General features: G+C 39.2%; 15 protein-coding genes. 10 read left to right on the plus strand and 5 right to left on the minus strand.

From position 1 onward, the window contains the following. The first annotated feature begins 8 nt into the window (after nt 1-8). The 3 genes from LKM37_01115 to LKM37_01125 are packed head-to-tail and all read left to right on the plus strand — an operon-like array spanning nt 9 to nt 5,335. Nucleotides 9-1,616, plus strand: a complete 1,608-nt coding sequence (locus tag LKM37_01115; GenBank protein MCI1719621.1) for a S41 family peptidase — start codon at nt 9-11, stop codon at nt 1,614-1,616. A gap of 52 nt (nt 1,617-1,668) precedes the next feature. Beyond that, on the plus strand, nt 1,669-3,771 hold the full coding sequence (locus tag LKM37_01120) for a TonB-dependent receptor (protein MCI1719622.1): 2,103 nt from the start codon (nt 1,669-1,671) through the stop codon (nt 3,769-3,771). 55 nt (nt 3,772-3,826) lie between these two features. After that, nucleotides 3,827-5,335, plus strand: a complete 1,509-nt coding sequence (locus LKM37_01125) for a TlpA family protein disulfide reductase (GenBank protein ID MCI1719623.1) — start codon at nt 3,827-3,829, stop codon at nt 5,333-5,335. A 31-nt stretch (nt 5,336-5,366) separates the two neighbouring features. Here LKM37_01125 and folE read toward each other — a convergent pair whose 3' ends face one another. Continuing rightward, on the minus strand, nt 5,367-5,966 hold the full coding sequence (gene folE / locus LKM37_01130; GenBank protein MCI1719624.1) for a GTP cyclohydrolase I FolE: 600 nt from the start codon (nt 5,964-5,966) through the stop codon (nt 5,367-5,369). 121 nt (nt 5,967-6,087) lie between these two features. Between folE and LKM37_01135 the strand changes: the two genes are divergently transcribed. From LKM37_01135 to LKM37_01160, 6 genes are all read left to right on the plus strand, one after another. Then, complete coding sequence (locus LKM37_01135) at nt 6,088-6,885, plus strand: response regulator transcription factor (GenBank protein MCI1719625.1); 798 nt, start codon at nt 6,088-6,090, stop codon at nt 6,883-6,885. Between the two features lie 44 nt (nt 6,886-6,929). Then, a complete protein-coding gene (locus LKM37_01140; protein MCI1719626.1) occupies nt 6,930-8,318 on the plus strand; it encodes an ATP-binding protein in 1,389 nt (462 codons plus the stop codon). A 493-nt stretch (nt 8,319-8,811) separates the two neighbouring features. Continuing rightward, nucleotides 8,812-9,501 carry a futalosine hydrolase gene (gene mqnB, locus LKM37_01145; protein ID MCI1719627.1) on the plus strand — a complete coding sequence of 230 codons (690 nt, stop codon included), beginning with the start codon at nt 8,812-8,814 and terminating at the stop codon, nt 9,499-9,501. Between the two features lie 67 nt (nt 9,502-9,568). After that, nucleotides 9,569-10,360 carry an ABC transporter ATP-binding protein gene (locus LKM37_01150; GenBank protein MCI1719628.1) on the plus strand — a complete coding sequence of 264 codons (792 nt, stop codon included), beginning with the start codon at nt 9,569-9,571 and terminating at the stop codon, nt 10,358-10,360. Nucleotides 10,361-10,375: 15 nt separating this feature from the next. Further along, nucleotides 10,376-10,954 (plus strand): cob(I)yrinic acid a,c-diamide adenosyltransferase, encoded by a 579-nt coding sequence (locus tag LKM37_01155; protein MCI1719629.1) that lies wholly within the window; start codon nt 10,376-10,378, stop codon nt 10,952-10,954. A 66-nt stretch (nt 10,955-11,020) separates the two neighbouring features. Next, a complete protein-coding gene (locus tag LKM37_01160) occupies nt 11,021-11,242 on the plus strand; it encodes a DUF2795 domain-containing protein (GenBank protein ID MCI1719630.1) in 222 nt (73 codons plus the stop codon). Between the two features lie 95 nt (nt 11,243-11,337). Here LKM37_01160 and LKM37_01165 read toward each other — a convergent pair whose 3' ends face one another. After that, nucleotides 11,338-12,000: a hypothetical protein gene (locus LKM37_01165; GenBank protein ID MCI1719631.1), complete on the minus strand. Its 663-nt coding sequence runs from the start codon at nt 11,998-12,000 to the stop codon at nt 11,338-11,340. Nucleotides 12,001-12,164: 164 nt separating this feature from the next. On the opposite strand from LKM37_01165, the gene trkA reads away from it, so the two are divergent. Then, the gene (gene trkA / locus LKM37_01170; protein ID MCI1719632.1) at nt 12,165-13,514 is read left to right on the plus strand and encodes a Trk system potassium transporter TrkA; all 1,350 of its coding nucleotides are present in this window, start codon (nt 12,165-12,167) and stop codon (nt 13,512-13,514) included. Between the two features lie 80 nt (nt 13,515-13,594). On the opposite strand, the gene LKM37_01175 is transcribed toward trkA, so the two are convergent. The 3 genes from LKM37_01175 to LKM37_01185 form a co-directional block, all read right to left on the minus strand. After that, complete coding sequence (locus LKM37_01175; protein MCI1719633.1) at nt 13,595-14,134, minus strand: hypothetical protein; 540 nt, start codon at nt 14,132-14,134, stop codon at nt 13,595-13,597. An 81-nt stretch (nt 14,135-14,215) separates the two neighbouring features. Beyond that, nucleotides 14,216-15,274, minus strand: a complete 1,059-nt coding sequence (locus LKM37_01180) for a helix-turn-helix domain-containing protein (protein MCI1719634.1) — start codon at nt 15,272-15,274, stop codon at nt 14,216-14,218. Nucleotides 15,275-15,597: 323 nt separating this feature from the next. Next, complete coding sequence (locus LKM37_01185) at nt 15,598-16,539, minus strand: YitT family protein (protein MCI1719635.1); 942 nt, start codon at nt 16,537-16,539, stop codon at nt 15,598-15,600. Between the last annotated feature and the right edge of the window lie 12 nt (nt 16,540-16,551).

The raw sequence follows: 16,551 nt of genomic DNA on the forward strand, positions 1-16,551 counted from the left end.
AGTAAATCATGAAAAAAATAATACCATTTGTCCTTCTTCTGCAGTTGCTGGCATTTAACAGTTACGCACAGAACAAAACTCAATCGACGGAGCCGGCTAAAGCCCTGGCACAAAACCGCCATGAAGAAACTGCATTCATATATCATATTATAAATGACGTATATGCAGATCCCGACAGATGTTCTACAAGGGCCCAAAGAGACAGCATATTTCAATACATAGATTCCCAAATCACCTCAGCTCACAATTTAAAATATGTACTCTCCTGGAGATATTTTTCAAGGATGATAGAGGACGGGCATTTTCAGTTTCCTGACATTGGAGTGTATAACAGAAACAAATGGTTTAAGCCGGAAGACCTTGTCTTTCCCATATTCCCTAAAATAACTCAAGACGGAAGAATCTTTGTAATAACAGATTACACCGGCAATCTTCCAAAACACAGTGAAATCACTTCAATCAACGGAATACCCGCGCAAACGCTGGCAAAAAAACAAGTAGAAGTTACCTATTGCGCTCCTCTTTATGCAAGAGCATGGATGAACAGCCAAATTGAGGGAGACCCAAGAGCGTGGAACAACATTACAGGATATCTATTTTGCGAAAGCGTCAAACCGCCATATTCAATTGAATATAAAGTATATTCAGACACAACATTCACATCTTCTGAAACAAAGACGGCAACTTTGCAAGGCATAGGAAGAGAAGAGAGATACAAGCTCTATAAACAAAACGGGGATGTTAAAATAAAAAGACATGAGAACGCATTCAATCTGCACAACCATTCTCTCTCATATTATAAACTGAATGACAGTACAGGAGTACTGGATATCAATCTGTTCTACTCAAAAGAATTTACTGCCATCTTCTTTATGAAGAATGACAATGCATACAAGGACAGGATTGAGGAGTGCATGAAACAAGTTCACCAAGACGGAGTTACAAACTTAATTGTAGATATAAGAAACAACCCCGGGGGGTATGCCGGAGACGTATTTGAAACGTTAAACTATTTTCTAGACAGTTCCCTCCCAATAAAAGAATTTTTCCGCGCTAGCTCCTACTCCAAGAAGGACGGACTGCCGCTGCTCAAAAATACTTATGAGATGTACTACAATTCAGAAGGCCTAAGCAAAAAGGAGAAAGACAGCATTAACAATCTGATAAATAAATCAGTAGAGATATTTAAAAATACTCCCGACGGAAAATATTTCAGATTGGATACTTTGCTGAAGACGGAATACGTACACTCAGAAACAAAGTATCCTTTCAAAGGAAAGTTATACGTTGCAACAAACAATCTTTCCTTCTCAGCCTGCATGCTATTCTGCAACTTGCTTAAAGCAGCAGGACGCGCAACTTTCATTGGGGAAACACCTGGTGAATATTTGCTTACCACAGGAGGCCCCCGCGTGTTTATTCAGCTTCCATACAATTCTTATATCACAATGCAAGTCCCTTACACGTATGTTGCCGTAACGGACAAAAACGGCAATATTCTTAATATAGGTCATCAAAATTTAAAAATTGACATGCCAATAGAACCAACTCTATATGAATGGCTTAAAGGAGATGAGGACTATCTTTACAGGGATTTTTTAAATAGGAACAAATAGATGTTTTGCAGTGAAACCTAGTCTTAGATATATAGTCATGTGTATCCTAGTAATGAAGACTGCTTTATTATTAGCACAAGATCCCGTTTCCATAAAAGATACCACAAAAACTCAGCAGATTGATTCCGTTTTAATTGTTGCACATAACGCACGATTATCAATTATACCCGATGGCTATCAGTTATTGCTCAATAATAAAGCCGATTTAAAAGGTAAAGAAACATCAGACCTTTTAAAAACCGTTCCATCCATACAACTCTCAAATGGATCTTTAGGTATGGTTGGAAAGGATGGAGTCCTTGTTTTTATTAACAATAAGCTTGTTAGACTAGAAGGGAGGTCTCTTTTATCATATCTTAACTCAATACCTGTAAGCAACCTTAAGAGCATCCGTGTTATGACCATTCCGCCGTCACAGTATGATGCGGAAGGAAATGTAGGGGTAATAAGAATAGCAACCAGGAACATATTGCCTGCGGGAATAAATGGACTTGTGAAATTTGGTTTTGGGCAGAACACGTATTCATCATATATGGGATCAGCTTATGTGGGATACAACAATTCAAAAATATCATTTGATGGTACATTGTCCTATGATAATGTTAATTACTTGAACAACACAAATTATCTGAGCTATTATCCGCAACTCACAACTTCAACGTCTAATCCCAAACGCTGGAATATGACGTCTGCAATGCTTAATCTTGACTTGAGTTACAAATTCAATGAGAAAATGTCAGTAGCCATTGACCTCTCCTGCCCGTTACATAATAGTGAAAGAATTTCCGATTTGGATAATAGAACGGAATATATGAATGCAATGACAAATGCCGTTGACTCCGTTTTACTGTCACATGGCAAAACCACCGGCAATAATTATAAAACAAATTCAGGCCTATTCTTTAACTATCATATAAACGATAATACGATTTTTTCAGTTAACGCAGATTACTTGAAAAATACTGTGAAAACAAATCGGAATTTTTCATCCTCCTTATTAACCAACGGTTTATCCTCTCCACAAGAGCTATACCGGACAGCCGGCAAGGTTGATTATGATATCATAACAGCCGCCACCGATCTTGAAGCCACCCTTTTTAGATGTAAATTCAATACCGGAGCAAAATTTTCCTATATCAATACAAAATCTGCAGATAGCTATATTGGTAATTTCAATGACAATAATACATTCAAATACAAGGAAAATGTTGATGCCTTCTACTTGTCTGGTGAAAAGAAAATAAAAAACTGGATATTTAAGGCAGGGCTCCGATTTGAGGGTACATTTACTACGGGTGAATCAGTCAATTATTCAGAAACTGAGCATAATAAATACTTCCACGTTTTCCCAACTATCAGTATCCTTTATAACCTTGGTGAAAACAGCAATATATCTTTTCAATATTCAGACAGAATAGAAAGACCTCCGTATAAATATTTGGATCCCTTCAAGTGGTATATTACCAAATACAGCTATTCTGTAGGCAACCCTTTACTACGTCCGTCTTATATCAAAAATTTTGAATTGAACTACCTGTTCCGCGAATCCTTTAGTACCCGTTTATATTATTCGAGTCAAACAAATCAAGTAGGCAAATTGGTTATTCTGGATAGTGAAGATGTGCAGAAGCAGGCAGAAACAGCTAATAATTTTCTAGATGTAAAAAAATGGGGAATAAATATTTACAAATACTTCTCTCCGTATGAATGGTGGAAAACCGTAGTACAGTGTGATTTTTCTAAAGATTCATATTATTCAAAAAAACAAGAATTCAAGAATATTTCCGGTTATCAAGGCTCTTTTTATTTGGATAACTCTTTTTCCATAAAAAAGCAATTCATAATTGATTGCAATCTAACTGAATACTTACCAGGACTATATAACTATCGCAAAAGGCATAATGCATTTCAGGCCGATATTGGATTTAAGTATATACACAATAAAACTGGCATGGAAATTAAGTTGGAACTTTCTGACATATTCAAGACGTCTGAACCAAAATATACGTACAAGAGTGACGGGGTAAAACAAGTCTATAATAACTATTATGATGCACGGTCATTTTTGATTACAATTTCTTGGAATTTTGGCAATAAAGAAGGCCGGAAAAATATAGTTAGATCTTCAAATAATGAAGAGACGGAAAGATTGTAAAAAATGACAATTTGGAGACATTGATTCTAAAATATTGCAGATAATTTTGATAATTATGAAAAGAACTTATACACAGCACTTTTACAATACTACCTGCAAAAGTACGCTGATTCTTAGTTTCTTTCTGGCACTATGCACAACCTGCTATGGGCAAGAAAAGAATGCTGCAATTGGGTATCACTCAAATACGTCCAATGTGGTAATCATTTTTAAGGATTGCCCCGATCACACTGGTACCAGCAAACTAACTAGCGGCGTTATGAGCATCGTACCTCCGCGTGTAGTTGAGTATGTAGATGCCATGCGCAGGTTTCACAGTTTTTTCCCACGCATGTCCGGATGCGACACTTTAATTATTCCAACATACAACGGCTTTGCGGAAGTTATGCACCGCAATCAAGTACGGGAGGACAACTACTATATGCTTAAAGCGGGTGATACAGTGCTGTTTACATACGGGAAAAATCTTAGGCCCATTATAAAGAGTCTCTGCTCCTCCTACAATACATGGCTATACAATCTGCCGGAAGAGGATGCAAGAGCTGTAGATAAAAAAACAGGCTACAATATATCTACCCTCTGTTATGCCAATGACATTAATATATGTTGGAAAAGAGGTTATAATATAAAAGAGTATCAAATTCCAAATATTGATTCTCTGCGAATTGTCCTAAAATCTTATCAACAAGATTACAATGCAAAATTGGATTCTCTTGTTTCCTCCAGACGCATAACACATTGGTATGCAGATTATTTAAAGAGACATGACACATTAACTGCCATCCTTCACGGCAATCTTGTAACTCTTCGCCGTTACTCCAAGCCAATCATTGCGTCAGACTCAATGATGCACTATACGTTTGCACACCATCTAGCTCAAAGTGCATATTTCCCCATGGATGAAAAAGGGTTTGCAGCTATTTCTCAAGACAGCACAATTTCTATATATGCAAGAATTTCTATCCTTAAAAATTCTATGGCTGATTTGTCAACTAATCAATATGGCTGGCACCACTATCCTAAGGAACTTGTTGACAAGTGCAATAAAATATACATTAAACTATCGGGAGAAAAAGAATTCATCTTGGAAATTGACACAGTAAAACCAACATATTCAGGAAAATACACAATTGACCTCACACTATTGAACGTTGGCGGTAAAAAAACTTCTCTGTCTGATGTGCTTAATAAATACAAAGGCAAGTTTATTTATTTGGATATCTGGGCATCTTGGTGCGGGCCATGTGTTGGCGGGATGCCTGCTGCACTCAAACTCCGCAAAGAGTACAAGGGAAAAAATATTGCATTTGTCTATTTTGATTCTGGAGACAAAGTTCCGGAGACTTGGCGCAGAGCTATTGAGAAATATAAAATTTCTGAAGAGGGAGGCGATAATTACCTGATTACCAACATAGATAATAGCAAATTCGTAAAAGAGATTGGACTTAGTAAAATCCCCCGCATGCTGATATTTGACAAAACAGGAAAAATAATCCACCTTGACGCCCCACGCCCCGGCACTCCGGAATTGAAAAAAATATTGGATGGTTTAATCAGTAAGTAGCATCTACCGCTGCGACCTTTGGAACAAAAAACTAGTGCAGCGTGGAGCCGATGAGTCTCATGAATTCTTCACGGGTACGGATGTCTTTTAGGAAAGCACCGGTGAAAGCAGAGGTGGTGGTAACGGAATTCTGTTTTTGCACGCCTCTGATTTGCATGCACATGTGCGCAGCCTCTATGACCACCGCAACTCCCAGAGGGTTAAGTGTTTCCTGAATGCAGTCCCTAATTTGGACAGTCAGACGCTCCTGAACCTGAAGCCGCCTTGAATAAGCATCCACTACCCTTGCAATCTTGCTAAGTCCTGTAATGTAGCCATTTGGAATATATGCCACATGAGCCTTGCCATAAAAAGGAAGCATGTGATGCTCGCACATTGAATAAATTTCAATATCCTTAACCAAAACAATTTGCCTATAATCCTCCTTGAAAAGTGCAGATTTAAGAATTGCGTACGGGTCTTGCTGATACCCTTGAGTAAGAAATTGCATGGACTTTGCAACCCTCATAGGTGTCTTCAAAAGTCCCTCTCTACCAGCATCTTCCCCCAACAAATTCAAAATTGCTTTGTAATGTTTTGCAAGTTTCTCCGTTAATTCCGGAGTATATTTTTCCTCTTTTTTGTAAGCCATAACTGTATTTTTTTTACTTCCATGCCTAACGGCAGCGCAAGGCAAATTTAACTAAAATTACTATATTTGAGGCCGTTAGTTGATGCATGTTTATGTTGCAACTGTATAATTCTCATGTATTATGGACAATAACAAAGAAATAACTGCCGGGCCAGCCGCTCAGGCAGAGAAAAAAAGCAAAATCCTTGTAGTTGATGATGAAGAGGATATCTGTGAAATTCTGCAGTACAATCTAGAGAGGGCCGGGTATGAGGTTAAGACTGCAATAAGTTCAGAGGAAGCACTTTATATGATTCCAAAAGAAAATTTTGATTTGCTCATATTAGACATTATGCTTGGCGGAATTAGCGGTCTTAAACTTGCCAAACTTTTAAGAGAAGATTACAAGAGCACAATCCCTATCATATTTGTAACAGCGCTTGATACAGAGCCTGATATCCTGAACGGGTTTAAGACCGGAGGAGATGACTACATTCCAAAACCTTTCTCTGTCAAAGAAGTGGTTGCAAGAGTTGGCGCCGTCCTAAACCGCTATAAGAGAATGCAAAAGAAGGAGCCGCAAGGTGCGCCTCTTGCCGGATGGCAAAACACTTCTAATCAAAAGCCGGAGGTTGAGCTGAGCGAATATGATTTTGGCATTCTAAAAATTAAGAGCGACGAGAAGAAAGTAATAGCAAACGGAGCGGAAGTCTTTTTAACTAAAAAAGAGATGGAGATATTACTGCTCCTTGCTAAGTACCCGGGCAAAATTTTCTCCAGGGATGATATTCTAAAATTAGTTTGGAGAGATGAGAGTTATGTACTGGAAAGAACTGTAGATGTGCATATTGCAAGATTAAGGAAAAAACTTGGAAGAGCCGGAGATTTAATTATGAATCGCTCCGGATACGGATACAGCTTGCAGAAAGAAATTAAATAAAATAACACCGCGCAAACGGCACCGGCAGCTATCAAAAATATAAAATGAAAAAAGTTCAGATTAAATACAGGTACAGATTGCTTCTGTACTTCCTTATTTTGCTGGCTTTTGTGGCTCTTGGATTTACCGTTTATACTTTGCAGCAAAGCAAGGACTACAGCTTGGCTACTTTACAAAACGAGCTGATTGCTTTTAATGCTGATGTTAACAATAAAATTGCCGCTGGCAATAAGTTTTCACAAATTGCGCCACCTGCTAAAGGGATGTTGTTCACTATTTTAGACAGCACAGGCTTTGTGCTTTATGACAGCAGGCAAAATGAAGTTTCAATAGAAGAGGATCAATCAAACAAGCCGGAATTTATTAAAGCTAATCAAAACGGCGATGGAAATTCCTTGCGCTATGCCGCAACTATGGGTGATGAATATTTGTTCTACGCAAAAAAGTACAATGGATATTTTATCAGGACGGCAATTAAATTCATGTCTGAGAAACCGGCTCAGGTCCAGAAAGATAACAGATACTTGCTGATGATGATTGCGCTGCTTGCCGCACTTGTAGCAGCAACAATAATCATATCGGGAAAACTAACAAGACCTCTAATAAAATTCAATCAATTTGTAGGGGCTTTAAAGAGCCAGCAAAAAGATTTCAGCAGCATTGATTTTGGAGATGATGATTTTGGAGAAGTAGGAAGAAAAATTGCAGATACTTTTCAGCAGCTGGAAAAGACGAAGCAGTATAAGCAGGAGATGAGCCATAATATTGCACATGAATTAAAGACTCCGGTCACAGGAATAAGAGCCTATCTGGAGACCATTCTTCACTCCCCCGATATGCCTGAAGAGCAAAAGACTTTATTCATAAATAAAGCTTATGCACAGACACTTAGACTATCAAATCTGATTGCGGAAGTCTCTACTTTGAACAAGCTGGATGAGGGTGGAGAAACATACAAAATAGAGGAAGTTAATATCAGCAAATGTTTGCAGGAAGTGTGCGAAGAGATTGGATATAAGCTAGAGGCTAATCACATTCAATTCCACTCCCTGATAAGCAATGAACTTAAGCTTAACGGATGCTACTCTTTAATTTACTCTTTGTTTAAAAACCTAATAGACAATTCTATAGAGCATGGCGGCCCTGGAATAGAAATTTCTTTGAGCGCCGGAATTGAGCAGGTATCAGGAGAGGGTGGTTATAAAATAAACTTCACATATACAGACACCGGCAAGGGTGTTCCGCAAGAAGATTTGACAAGAATCTTTGAAAGGTTCTACAGAGTGGAAGAGGGAAGGACCAGAAAGACAGGAGGTTCCGGCCTTGGTTTAGCTATCGTGAAAAATTCCGTTCTATTCCACAAAGGAACAATTGATGCAGAGTGCAGACCGGGAGGCGGTATAATTTTCAAATTTTCCCTTTATAGTTTATAGTTTTGCAAGTACAGTCCGCTGTGCGGACTGAAGCAATGCGCTACAAAGCAGCAAGTACAGTCCGCTGTGCGGACTGAAGCAATGCGCTACAAAGCAGCGCATTGCCTTGGGGTTAAGCGCACTCCGTGCGCGAGGAGGCACGCGCCTCCGGCGCGGCTCCGCAGCTTTCAGCTGCTCCGCTGGGGACAGATTGCTGCTACAAGTGTTGCTATCGCTGCTGAATATCAGATAGTTGCATTTTGGCCGAAACCACAGAACCGGCCAAAATGTAACGCATTGATACACAAGGTCCATAGCAACACTTATAGCAACAACCATGGCAACAACGCCTCCACAATCATGAATCTTCCGTGAAACGTGTTGATTAAAAGACAATTTATTAACATTACGGGATAAATTTATTTTATGGCAACGATTTTGTCTTTTGTTTAATTAATTTAGCATCCGATTTTTATAGTACTAGATATTTGCACCATTTTATTGCACCATTGAGATGATTAGAATTTTATTTACCGCGGCGGAACAAGAAGAGATTGATTGCGCACAACAGGCTTTGAGAGTTTATGAGAGCAGAATTGCAGGAAAAGTTCAGGTTGATTTTTTGCTGACCGGTATTGGGACAGCGTCTACTTGTTACAGGCTTACTAAAAAGCTGGCGGAGGCAGAGGCGGAAGGGAATAAGTTTTCTCTTGTAATAAATATCGGAATTGCAGGGAGTTATGATACCGGGAGTTTTCCGGTTGGTTCTGTGGCCTTGATTGAGAAGGAGTATTTTGGGGATCTTGGGTTCCAGACTAGTTCCGGTTTTATATCGCTGTTTGATTCTGCCTCTTTGGATTCTAATTTGTTTCCTTACACGGATGGTGCTTTGAATTCTGTGAAACTGCCCGATTATTTTGAGGAGTTGATTAAATCTTACAAGCGCGCGGTAGGAGTTACTGTTCAGACAGTTACAGGAACGGATGAGACAAAGAGTCAGATTGTAAAACGTTACAATCCTCAGATAGAGAGCATGGAGGGCGCTGCGTTTTTTTATGTGTGCCTGAATGAGCATGTGAACTTTTTTGAATTGAGGTCTGTCTCCAATGCGGTTGGCGTTAAGGATTCCTCCAAGTGGGATACTCCGTCTGCATTGCGCTCTTTAACAGAGACATGCAAGGACTTCTTAAGTAAAATGGAGTAGCCGGAAATATAGAAACCGGAGAAACAGAGAGATAGAGAAACTAGATAAACTAGATAAACGGAAAGATATGGATACGAATAAAAGCACTGAGAGAGAAGAAGTGAAAGAAAAAGCCAGAGGAGAAGGGAGAGAAGAAGTAATTAAGATTGACAATCTGTTCAAGATATATCAGATTGGCAATCAGGAGGTTTGTGCGCTTGACGGCGTTTCTCTTTCTATTTACAAAAATGACTTTGTTGCTATCATGGGACCTTCCGGAAGCGGCAAGTCTACTATGATGAATATTTTGGGGTGTCTTGATACCCCTACTTCCGGCAGATATGTTTTGAACGGAACGGATGTGAGCAAGATGAATGACGGGCAGCTAGCCGATGTCAGGAACAAAGAGATTGGATTTGTGTTCCAATCTTTTAACCTTTTGCCAAAATACAGCTCATTGGAGAATGTAGCGCTGCCTATGATTTACGCCGGAATACCAAGGGAGGAAAGATTGGAACACGCAAGAAAATCTCTTGATATTGTGGGGCTTGCGGATAGGATGGAGCACAAGCCGTCAGAGCTTAGCGGCGGTCAGAGGCAGAGAGTTGCAATTGCCCGCGCAATAATCAACAACCCAACAATTATTTTGGCGGACGAGCCAACGGGAAATCTTGACACTAAAACATCTGTCGAGATTATGAAAATTTTTGAAAAAATATACAGGGCCGGGAATACTATTATCCTTGTGACGCATGAGGAAGATATTGCAAAATTTGCCAGGAGAATTGTTAAGCTCCGCGACGGTAAAATTGAGAGCGACTTAGCCAACCCCCACCCCGTAATGGAGTCACAATCAGCTGAAAATAAAATTTCAGCATAATATATTTTTAATTCTATGAGCATTTATACTAAAACAGGCGACGACGGAATGACGTCCCTTATTGGAGGCGGAAGAGTCCCCAAAAACCATCCCAGAGTAGAAGCCTACGGAAACGTAGATGAACTTATTTCTTTTATCGGCCTTATTGTTTCTAACACAGATGACCCTGCGGTTAGACCGGGGGAAGGAAAACATCTTAAAGAATCCTTAGTTAGAATTCAGAAAAATCTTATGCTTGTTGCAGCCCATTTTGCAACACCGGAGGAGGGAACCAACAAACAGTTCAAATCTCTTGATGAAGCAGAGGTAAAATTCCTGGAAACTGAGATTGATGCCATGGCGGCCATAAATCCCGCACAAACGGCGTTTATTCTTCCGGGAGCCCCTAAAATTGCAGCAGAATGCCATATTGCCAGAACCATTTGCCGCCGTTGTGAGCGCACATGCATTGCCCTTACATCTAAGACAGAGCAAGTATCTGAAAATGTGAAAGCTGGAGCCAGGTATCTTAACCGCCTTGCAGACTACTTATTCACATTAGGAAGGTATTTTTGCACAATCACAAATACTCCGGAAGAATTCTGGTTACCATAATTAGAAAATAATATTATATTTGCACCCCCTTAAAGAAAGAGGGGCTAAGTATTAATATTTTTTATTATGTATTGGACACTTGAACTTGCTTCTAAATTGGAAGATGCACCGTGGCCCGCAACAAAAAGCGAATTGATTGATTATGCAGTACGCTCCGGTGCTCCGGCAGAAGTTGTAGAGAATTTAAATGACCTTGAGGATGATGAGGAAGTCTATGACAGCATAGAGGATATTTGGCCTGATTATCCAAGCAAGGAGGATTTCTTCTTTAATGAAGACGAGTATTAGAAATAAAGAAGCTTACTACTAAGAAAGCCGTCCTTTTAAAGGGGCGGCTTTTTTTATAATAACCTTGTTTTAAAAAAACTGTCGGGAGTCAAAAATTAATTATTGCCCTTGGTCTTTTCATAGGCCTCTTTTTCAATCTCTTGCCTTCTCTTCTCTCTATCCGCCTGTCTTGCCTTAACTTCATTTTCAGCCGCAGCCCTTGCCTGTGCCTCTTCTTTTGCTATTTCTTTGCCCGTTGTCTTTAAGTAATTTTCATTAACGGACCTGGCATTACCTTTATCCGTTTCAGCTGATGACTGCTCATCTCCGAATCCCTCCTTGCTTCTCTCGTAACCATCCTCATAACCAACATTATAGCCCTCCTGATATTTAACGGCATTTGCTCCATAGAAGCCCAAACCTTGCGGATCTATGCTTGCCGCATTTGCACCTTTGGAATTATTTCTGCCATCTGAAAGGCCGGAATCAAATCCAATTTGATAACCTTTGCTGTAAGGGTCACTCTTTGAGGCATCTGCAGAACCATCCGATGCAGAAGAATAATTTCTTCCTGTTCCTGCCGCATCATTAAATTTGCCATCCATCAAAAGAGAATCAAATCCTTTCTGATTGGGATGCGACTTTGCATACTCTGCTGACTGCTCATATTCTTGCCACTCTTTTTTGTTAGAGTTGCAGGAAAATAATAAAATAAGAGAGATGACGGCCAAAAGGACCGCAATGTTAGATTTTTTGTAAAAGGTTTTAAACAAAGCCATGTTGCAGCTATAAAATCATAATTTGACAACGCGAATATACAATTTTTTGAAACACATTTTCCCCAAAAAGTGTAAGTAATTATGCTCAATTTATACTAATTATATTTATCCCGACAGATGCCGTAAGCCTACCATTCTCAAAATAATATTATATTTGCGCCGTTATGAAAATAGTTATTGCAGGAGCAGGAGAAGTTGGCAGCCACTTGGCAAAAATGCTGAGCAGGGAGGCTAATGACCTTACCATAATTGATGGAGATGAGGAGCACCTTAATAAGCTTGCAGAGGTTGCAGACATTATTACGGTACTTGGAAAACCCACATCTATAGCTACTTTGGAGCAGGCAGGTGTTCCAAAAGCAGACTTGTTCATAGCAGTCAGCCCGGCGCAGGAGCAAGATGTAAATATCATAAGCGCACTTCTGGCAAAAAAAATGGGGGCCAAAAAAGTTACAGCCAGAATCAACAACGACGAATACATGCAATATGATAATAAGCTGATGTTCACAGAGATGGGAATAGATTTGCTATTCTATCCGGAGAAGATGGCAGCTTATGAAATTATAGATTTGCTAAAGCAAACCGGAACAACTGAGTTCATGGAATTTGCACGCGGCAGATTGCAAATGGTTGTGTTCCGTTTGGATGAAGGGGCTCCGCTGATTAACAAGACAGTACAAGATTTATCGCCAAATGGCAGCTACAAGCCTTTCCAACCCGTTGCAATAGCAAGAAATAATACTACAATTATCCCAACTCAAAGCACAAAATTCTTGCAGGGAGATTTGGTATTTGTAATCTGCACAAAAGACGGTGTTAGTGAGCTTATGAGCTACTCAGGCAAAAATGAGATTGAAATAAAGAGCCTTATGATTATCGGAGGAGGAAGAATCGGAGAGATGCTTGCGCGCAAAATGCAAGATAAGGTAGACCAGATTAAAATCATAGAGCATAAAAAAGAGAGATGCGAATACCTTGCGGAGGCTCTTCCTAATGCAGTGGTTATCAACGGAGACGGAAGAAATACAGATTTGCTTGTAGAGGAGGATGCAAAGAATTATGATGCGTTTGTAGCAGTAACCAGCAGCAGCGAGACTAACATTCTTGCAAGCGTCGCAGTTAAAAACATGGGCGTTCAAAAAACCATCGCCGAGGTTGAAAATATAGAATACATCAAACTTGCTGAGGATATGGGAGTTGACGCAGTCATAAATAAAAAGCTTATAACAGCGGGACGTATCTTCAGATTTACATTGAGCAATAAAGTACGCTCTATCAAGTGTTTAAACGGCTCAGATGCAGAAGTTCTGGAGTTTATCGTAAACCCAAGCAGCAGCATAACAAACGGCCCCATCAAAGATTTGCGCTTCCCTAAGGAGGCAATCATCGGCGGCATAATCCGCGGAGATGAAAGCTTCATAGCTAATGAATATACAAGCGTAAAACCTTATGACAGGGTCGTAGTATTTGCTTTGCCTCAGGCACTTGCAAGCGTCAACAAATTTTTCATATAACAGTTTCCCCTCCGGAAAACCGCTATCGCAATAACAATTTTTTTTAGGCAAGCAAAATATCCCTTTTAAAAGTATCCCTCTTACGTAAAGAGGATATCTCTTACTTTTTTGGAGTAATCATCATTTGACGGAGAAGTATCAAGAGCCCGTCTAAGTGAGCGCAAATCAGAAAATCCGCTCTCCACCAGCATGCCCTGCAGCTCTTTGCCATAAGTTCTATGTGGTCTTTCAGATAAATTTGATTCATAATCTTCATAGAGGGATTTAGCGCTCTCACATTCAGAAAGGAGCCTAAATAAATGCCTAATTCTCAATGTATTAATATATGAATAAAATCCGCCGCGCTCTGCAAGGATTTTGGACAAATACGTTCTGTTGCTTCCAATCAGGACAGCAATTTTGGTAAGAGAAGTATGCTGGTCCAGATAAAGCTGCTTCTCCTCCATCACATTATCTAATACCGCAGAGAGATTATTCAAAGTCTCCGCTTTTCCCATGACAATTGAGCAAGGCGGATATTCTACGCCTATGTTTTCCTCATACAATATTTCATCAGTCTCTATCTCTCCGGAATTCTCTTTCACCGGCTTAAGATTTTTTAGAATTTCTATAAGTCTCATTTCATCAGTATTTTAGGTTAAACAACATATTAGGTTTATTAAATTTTGGCTTTATTAATTTTAGTCTGGACATTTAGAGGATTAAACAATATTTTTTGGAAAGCGGAGAAACTTTTCCGCCCGCACAAAAAGTCTTTGACCTCGCATTTGCCTTAAGCGCTTTGCCCATTTTGCAGGAGATTCCCCCGTAAACAAAAGGAAGCTATTGCAAAAAACGCCTCTGGACGCAAACCCCGCCTTTCCGTAAATATCCATGATATCACTATCAGGCTCATCCATGAACAACCTGCATAACTCCAAGACTCTGTAATAGTTACATAAGCTGTTAAAATTATTAAACTTGCTTTTGCCAATTGCCCTGGACATATATAATTTATTTGTCCCGATAGCTAAAGATGTTTTTGCCGCCCTTAGGTTTGGATCCAAATATGGTTTGTCATTTTCAAAATATAAGATAAGCCTGCGCATAATTTCATCATCACCGCAATCTTCCGCATCCTCCAGCAATGTTGTATTTCCATTATTATCAGACGTATACAAAAGCGGCTTTACCATTTTCTTTTTTTCTTTAAATGTTCCGCTTGTTAAAACAATTTGCACTGTTGCCAAAACAATTAACGACAACATTGCCTCCATCAGTTCAGTCCTCTCGAAAATCAAAAATATATGAAGGCCGAACAATACAGAAATGAGCAATGTCAAATGCGTTATAGAAATAAATAATTTTTTCCCTACATGAAAGCATATAAAATCTGCCCTGTCTTCATAAGTAATTGTACAATAAATACAAATTAACATTGTAGAAAGCGTAACCATCCCTAGAGATATGTATTCCGCATATCTGCAGTCGGTGCAAAACATCCTTGCGGAATCATACACCACAACCAATGACCACAGCAGCAAAATATATTTTTCAGTAAGATGAAGATGTCTGTACTTGTCTATTATAATACCTTTTGACCTTAGGAAACAAATAATAAAAACACTGGTGAACAAATAGACTTTACATATCATAGCCTCATAATGATTGCCGGTTGGGATGCATATTGCGCTCCCGGGCAAAATCAGATATAAGAGCTCCAGCATCAGTGCCAGGAGCAATGAAGAATACACAAAAATAAATTCAAGGTTCTCCCTCAAATTCTTTCTGAAATATCGGTTTTTAAACAAGCCGATAATAATAAGGGCGTAAAATAAAATTACTCCCAAAATCTCATCTCGAACAGACACGATTAATAAAATTTATTATTAGTAATTATCTATAAATTTGTTTGTTACATCACTACAAATTTATAATTCCAAATGGAAAAACATTGCAAAAAACAATAGATAAATTGAACTTTTTTGATTTCCGAAAAAATAATTTTACCATTTTGCACAACAACAAATTTTACGAATATGCACTCGCAAAGCATAATCGTAAAAAACAAGCAAAAAAAACTATTTTTTCAGGCAGACGAGCCTTACTTTTTGATTTTTTGGAAGCCCTCTCCGTAGACCCCGGAGACGTTGGTGATAGAGACAAAAGCCCCTTTGTCTATACCTCTGATAATTTTGTAAAAAGTATTTGTATCTGTTTTATGTAAGATGACTACAAGTAATTTTCCATCCTGTTTTGTGTACCATCCTGTCGTATCCACAACGCTGACTCCCCTGCCTAACTTAGATGTGATTGCGTCTGCTATTTCAACATATTTTTTAGAGAAGATAAACGCCTGCATAGACTGTCGGGAGCCAGCAAGAAACATATCAACGGTATAACTGGATGCGCCTATCAGAATATAGCCGTAAAGCACTGTGGCAAGGCGCATTCCCCAAGTTTCCTTTCCTATAACAGCACCGCTTGCATCCAGCACATCCTTAGCGGGAATTAAAAGAGAAGATGCAATGATAAATATATCTATATAAAGGATTACTCGCCCAGGAGAGATATTATGATATTTAGTAACCATTAACGCAATAATATCCGTGCCTCCGGTGCTGCCTCCCTGCGCAAAGCAGATTCCAATTCCAAAGCCTGACATTACGCCGCCGAAAATTGCACATAAAAGCTTGCCGTTTGAAATTGCTATCTCCTGTATAAAATCATGAGGAATAAAACCCGGTACGATTTGGAAGAAAAGTGATGCCGCTACTATTGCGTAAACTGTCTTAAAACCAAAGGCTTTGCCAAGTACTTTAAGCGCTATCAGGAGTAAAATTGTATTTAAAACAAAGAAGGAAACACTAATAGGAATATTAAAAGCATATAGAAAAATTGCAGAGACGCCTGTTACTCCGCCGCCCACCATGTTGTTGGGAACAAGGAAAATTTCCCATCCAATGACATAACACAATAGACCAAGCGTTATAAAAAAATAACACTTAATCACATCTAAAACTTGTGGCAGAGAGACCTTCTTCATGTTAATAAATAT

The sequence above is a fragment of the Bacteroidales bacterium genome (assembly GCA_022647615.1).
Classification (GTDB): domain Bacteria; phylum Bacteroidota; class Bacteroidia; order Bacteroidales; family UBA932; genus Egerieousia.

Excerpts from the sequence above, each read along its gene's own strand:
- LKM37_01165 (MCI1719631.1), bottom strand. The coding sequence starts at position 12,000 with ATGGCTTTGTTTAAAACCTTTTACAAAAAATCTAACATTGCGGTCCTT.
- LKM37_01160 (MCI1719630.1), top strand. The coding sequence starts at position 11,021 with ATGTATTGGACACTTGAACTTGCTTCTAAATTGGAAGATGCACCGTGG.
- LKM37_01175 (MCI1719633.1), bottom strand. The coding sequence starts at position 14,134 with ATGAGACTTATAGAAATTCTAAAAAATCTTAAGCCGGTGAAAGAGAAT.
- LKM37_01185 (MCI1719635.1), bottom strand. The coding sequence starts at position 16,539 with ATGAAGAAGGTCTCTCTGCCACAAGTTTTAGATGTGATTAAGTGTTAT.
- LKM37_01150 (MCI1719628.1), top strand. The coding sequence starts at position 9,569 with ATGGATACGAATAAAAGCACTGAGAGAGAAGAAGTGAAAGAAAAAGCC.
- folE (MCI1719624.1), bottom strand. The coding sequence starts at position 5,966 with ATGGCTTACAAAAAAGAGGAAAAATATACTCCGGAATTAACGGAGAAA.
- LKM37_01135 (MCI1719625.1), top strand. The coding sequence starts at position 6,088 with ATGGACAATAACAAAGAAATAACTGCCGGGCCAGCCGCTCAGGCAGAG.
- mqnB (MCI1719627.1), top strand. The coding sequence starts at position 8,812 with ATGATTAGAATTTTATTTACCGCGGCGGAACAAGAAGAGATTGATTGC.
- LKM37_01140 (MCI1719626.1), top strand. The coding sequence starts at position 6,930 with ATGAAAAAAGTTCAGATTAAATACAGGTACAGATTGCTTCTGTACTTC.
- LKM37_01155 (MCI1719629.1), top strand. The coding sequence starts at position 10,376 with ATGAGCATTTATACTAAAACAGGCGACGACGGAATGACGTCCCTTATT.
- trkA (MCI1719632.1), top strand. The coding sequence starts at position 12,165 with ATGAAAATAGTTATTGCAGGAGCAGGAGAAGTTGGCAGCCACTTGGCA.
- LKM37_01115 (MCI1719621.1), top strand. The coding sequence starts at position 9 with ATGAAAAAAATAATACCATTTGTCCTTCTTCTGCAGTTGCTGGCATTT.
- LKM37_01125 (MCI1719623.1), top strand. The coding sequence starts at position 3,827 with ATGAAAAGAACTTATACACAGCACTTTTACAATACTACCTGCAAAAGT.
- LKM37_01120 (MCI1719622.1), top strand. The coding sequence starts at position 1,669 with ATGAAGACTGCTTTATTATTAGCACAAGATCCCGTTTCCATAAAAGAT.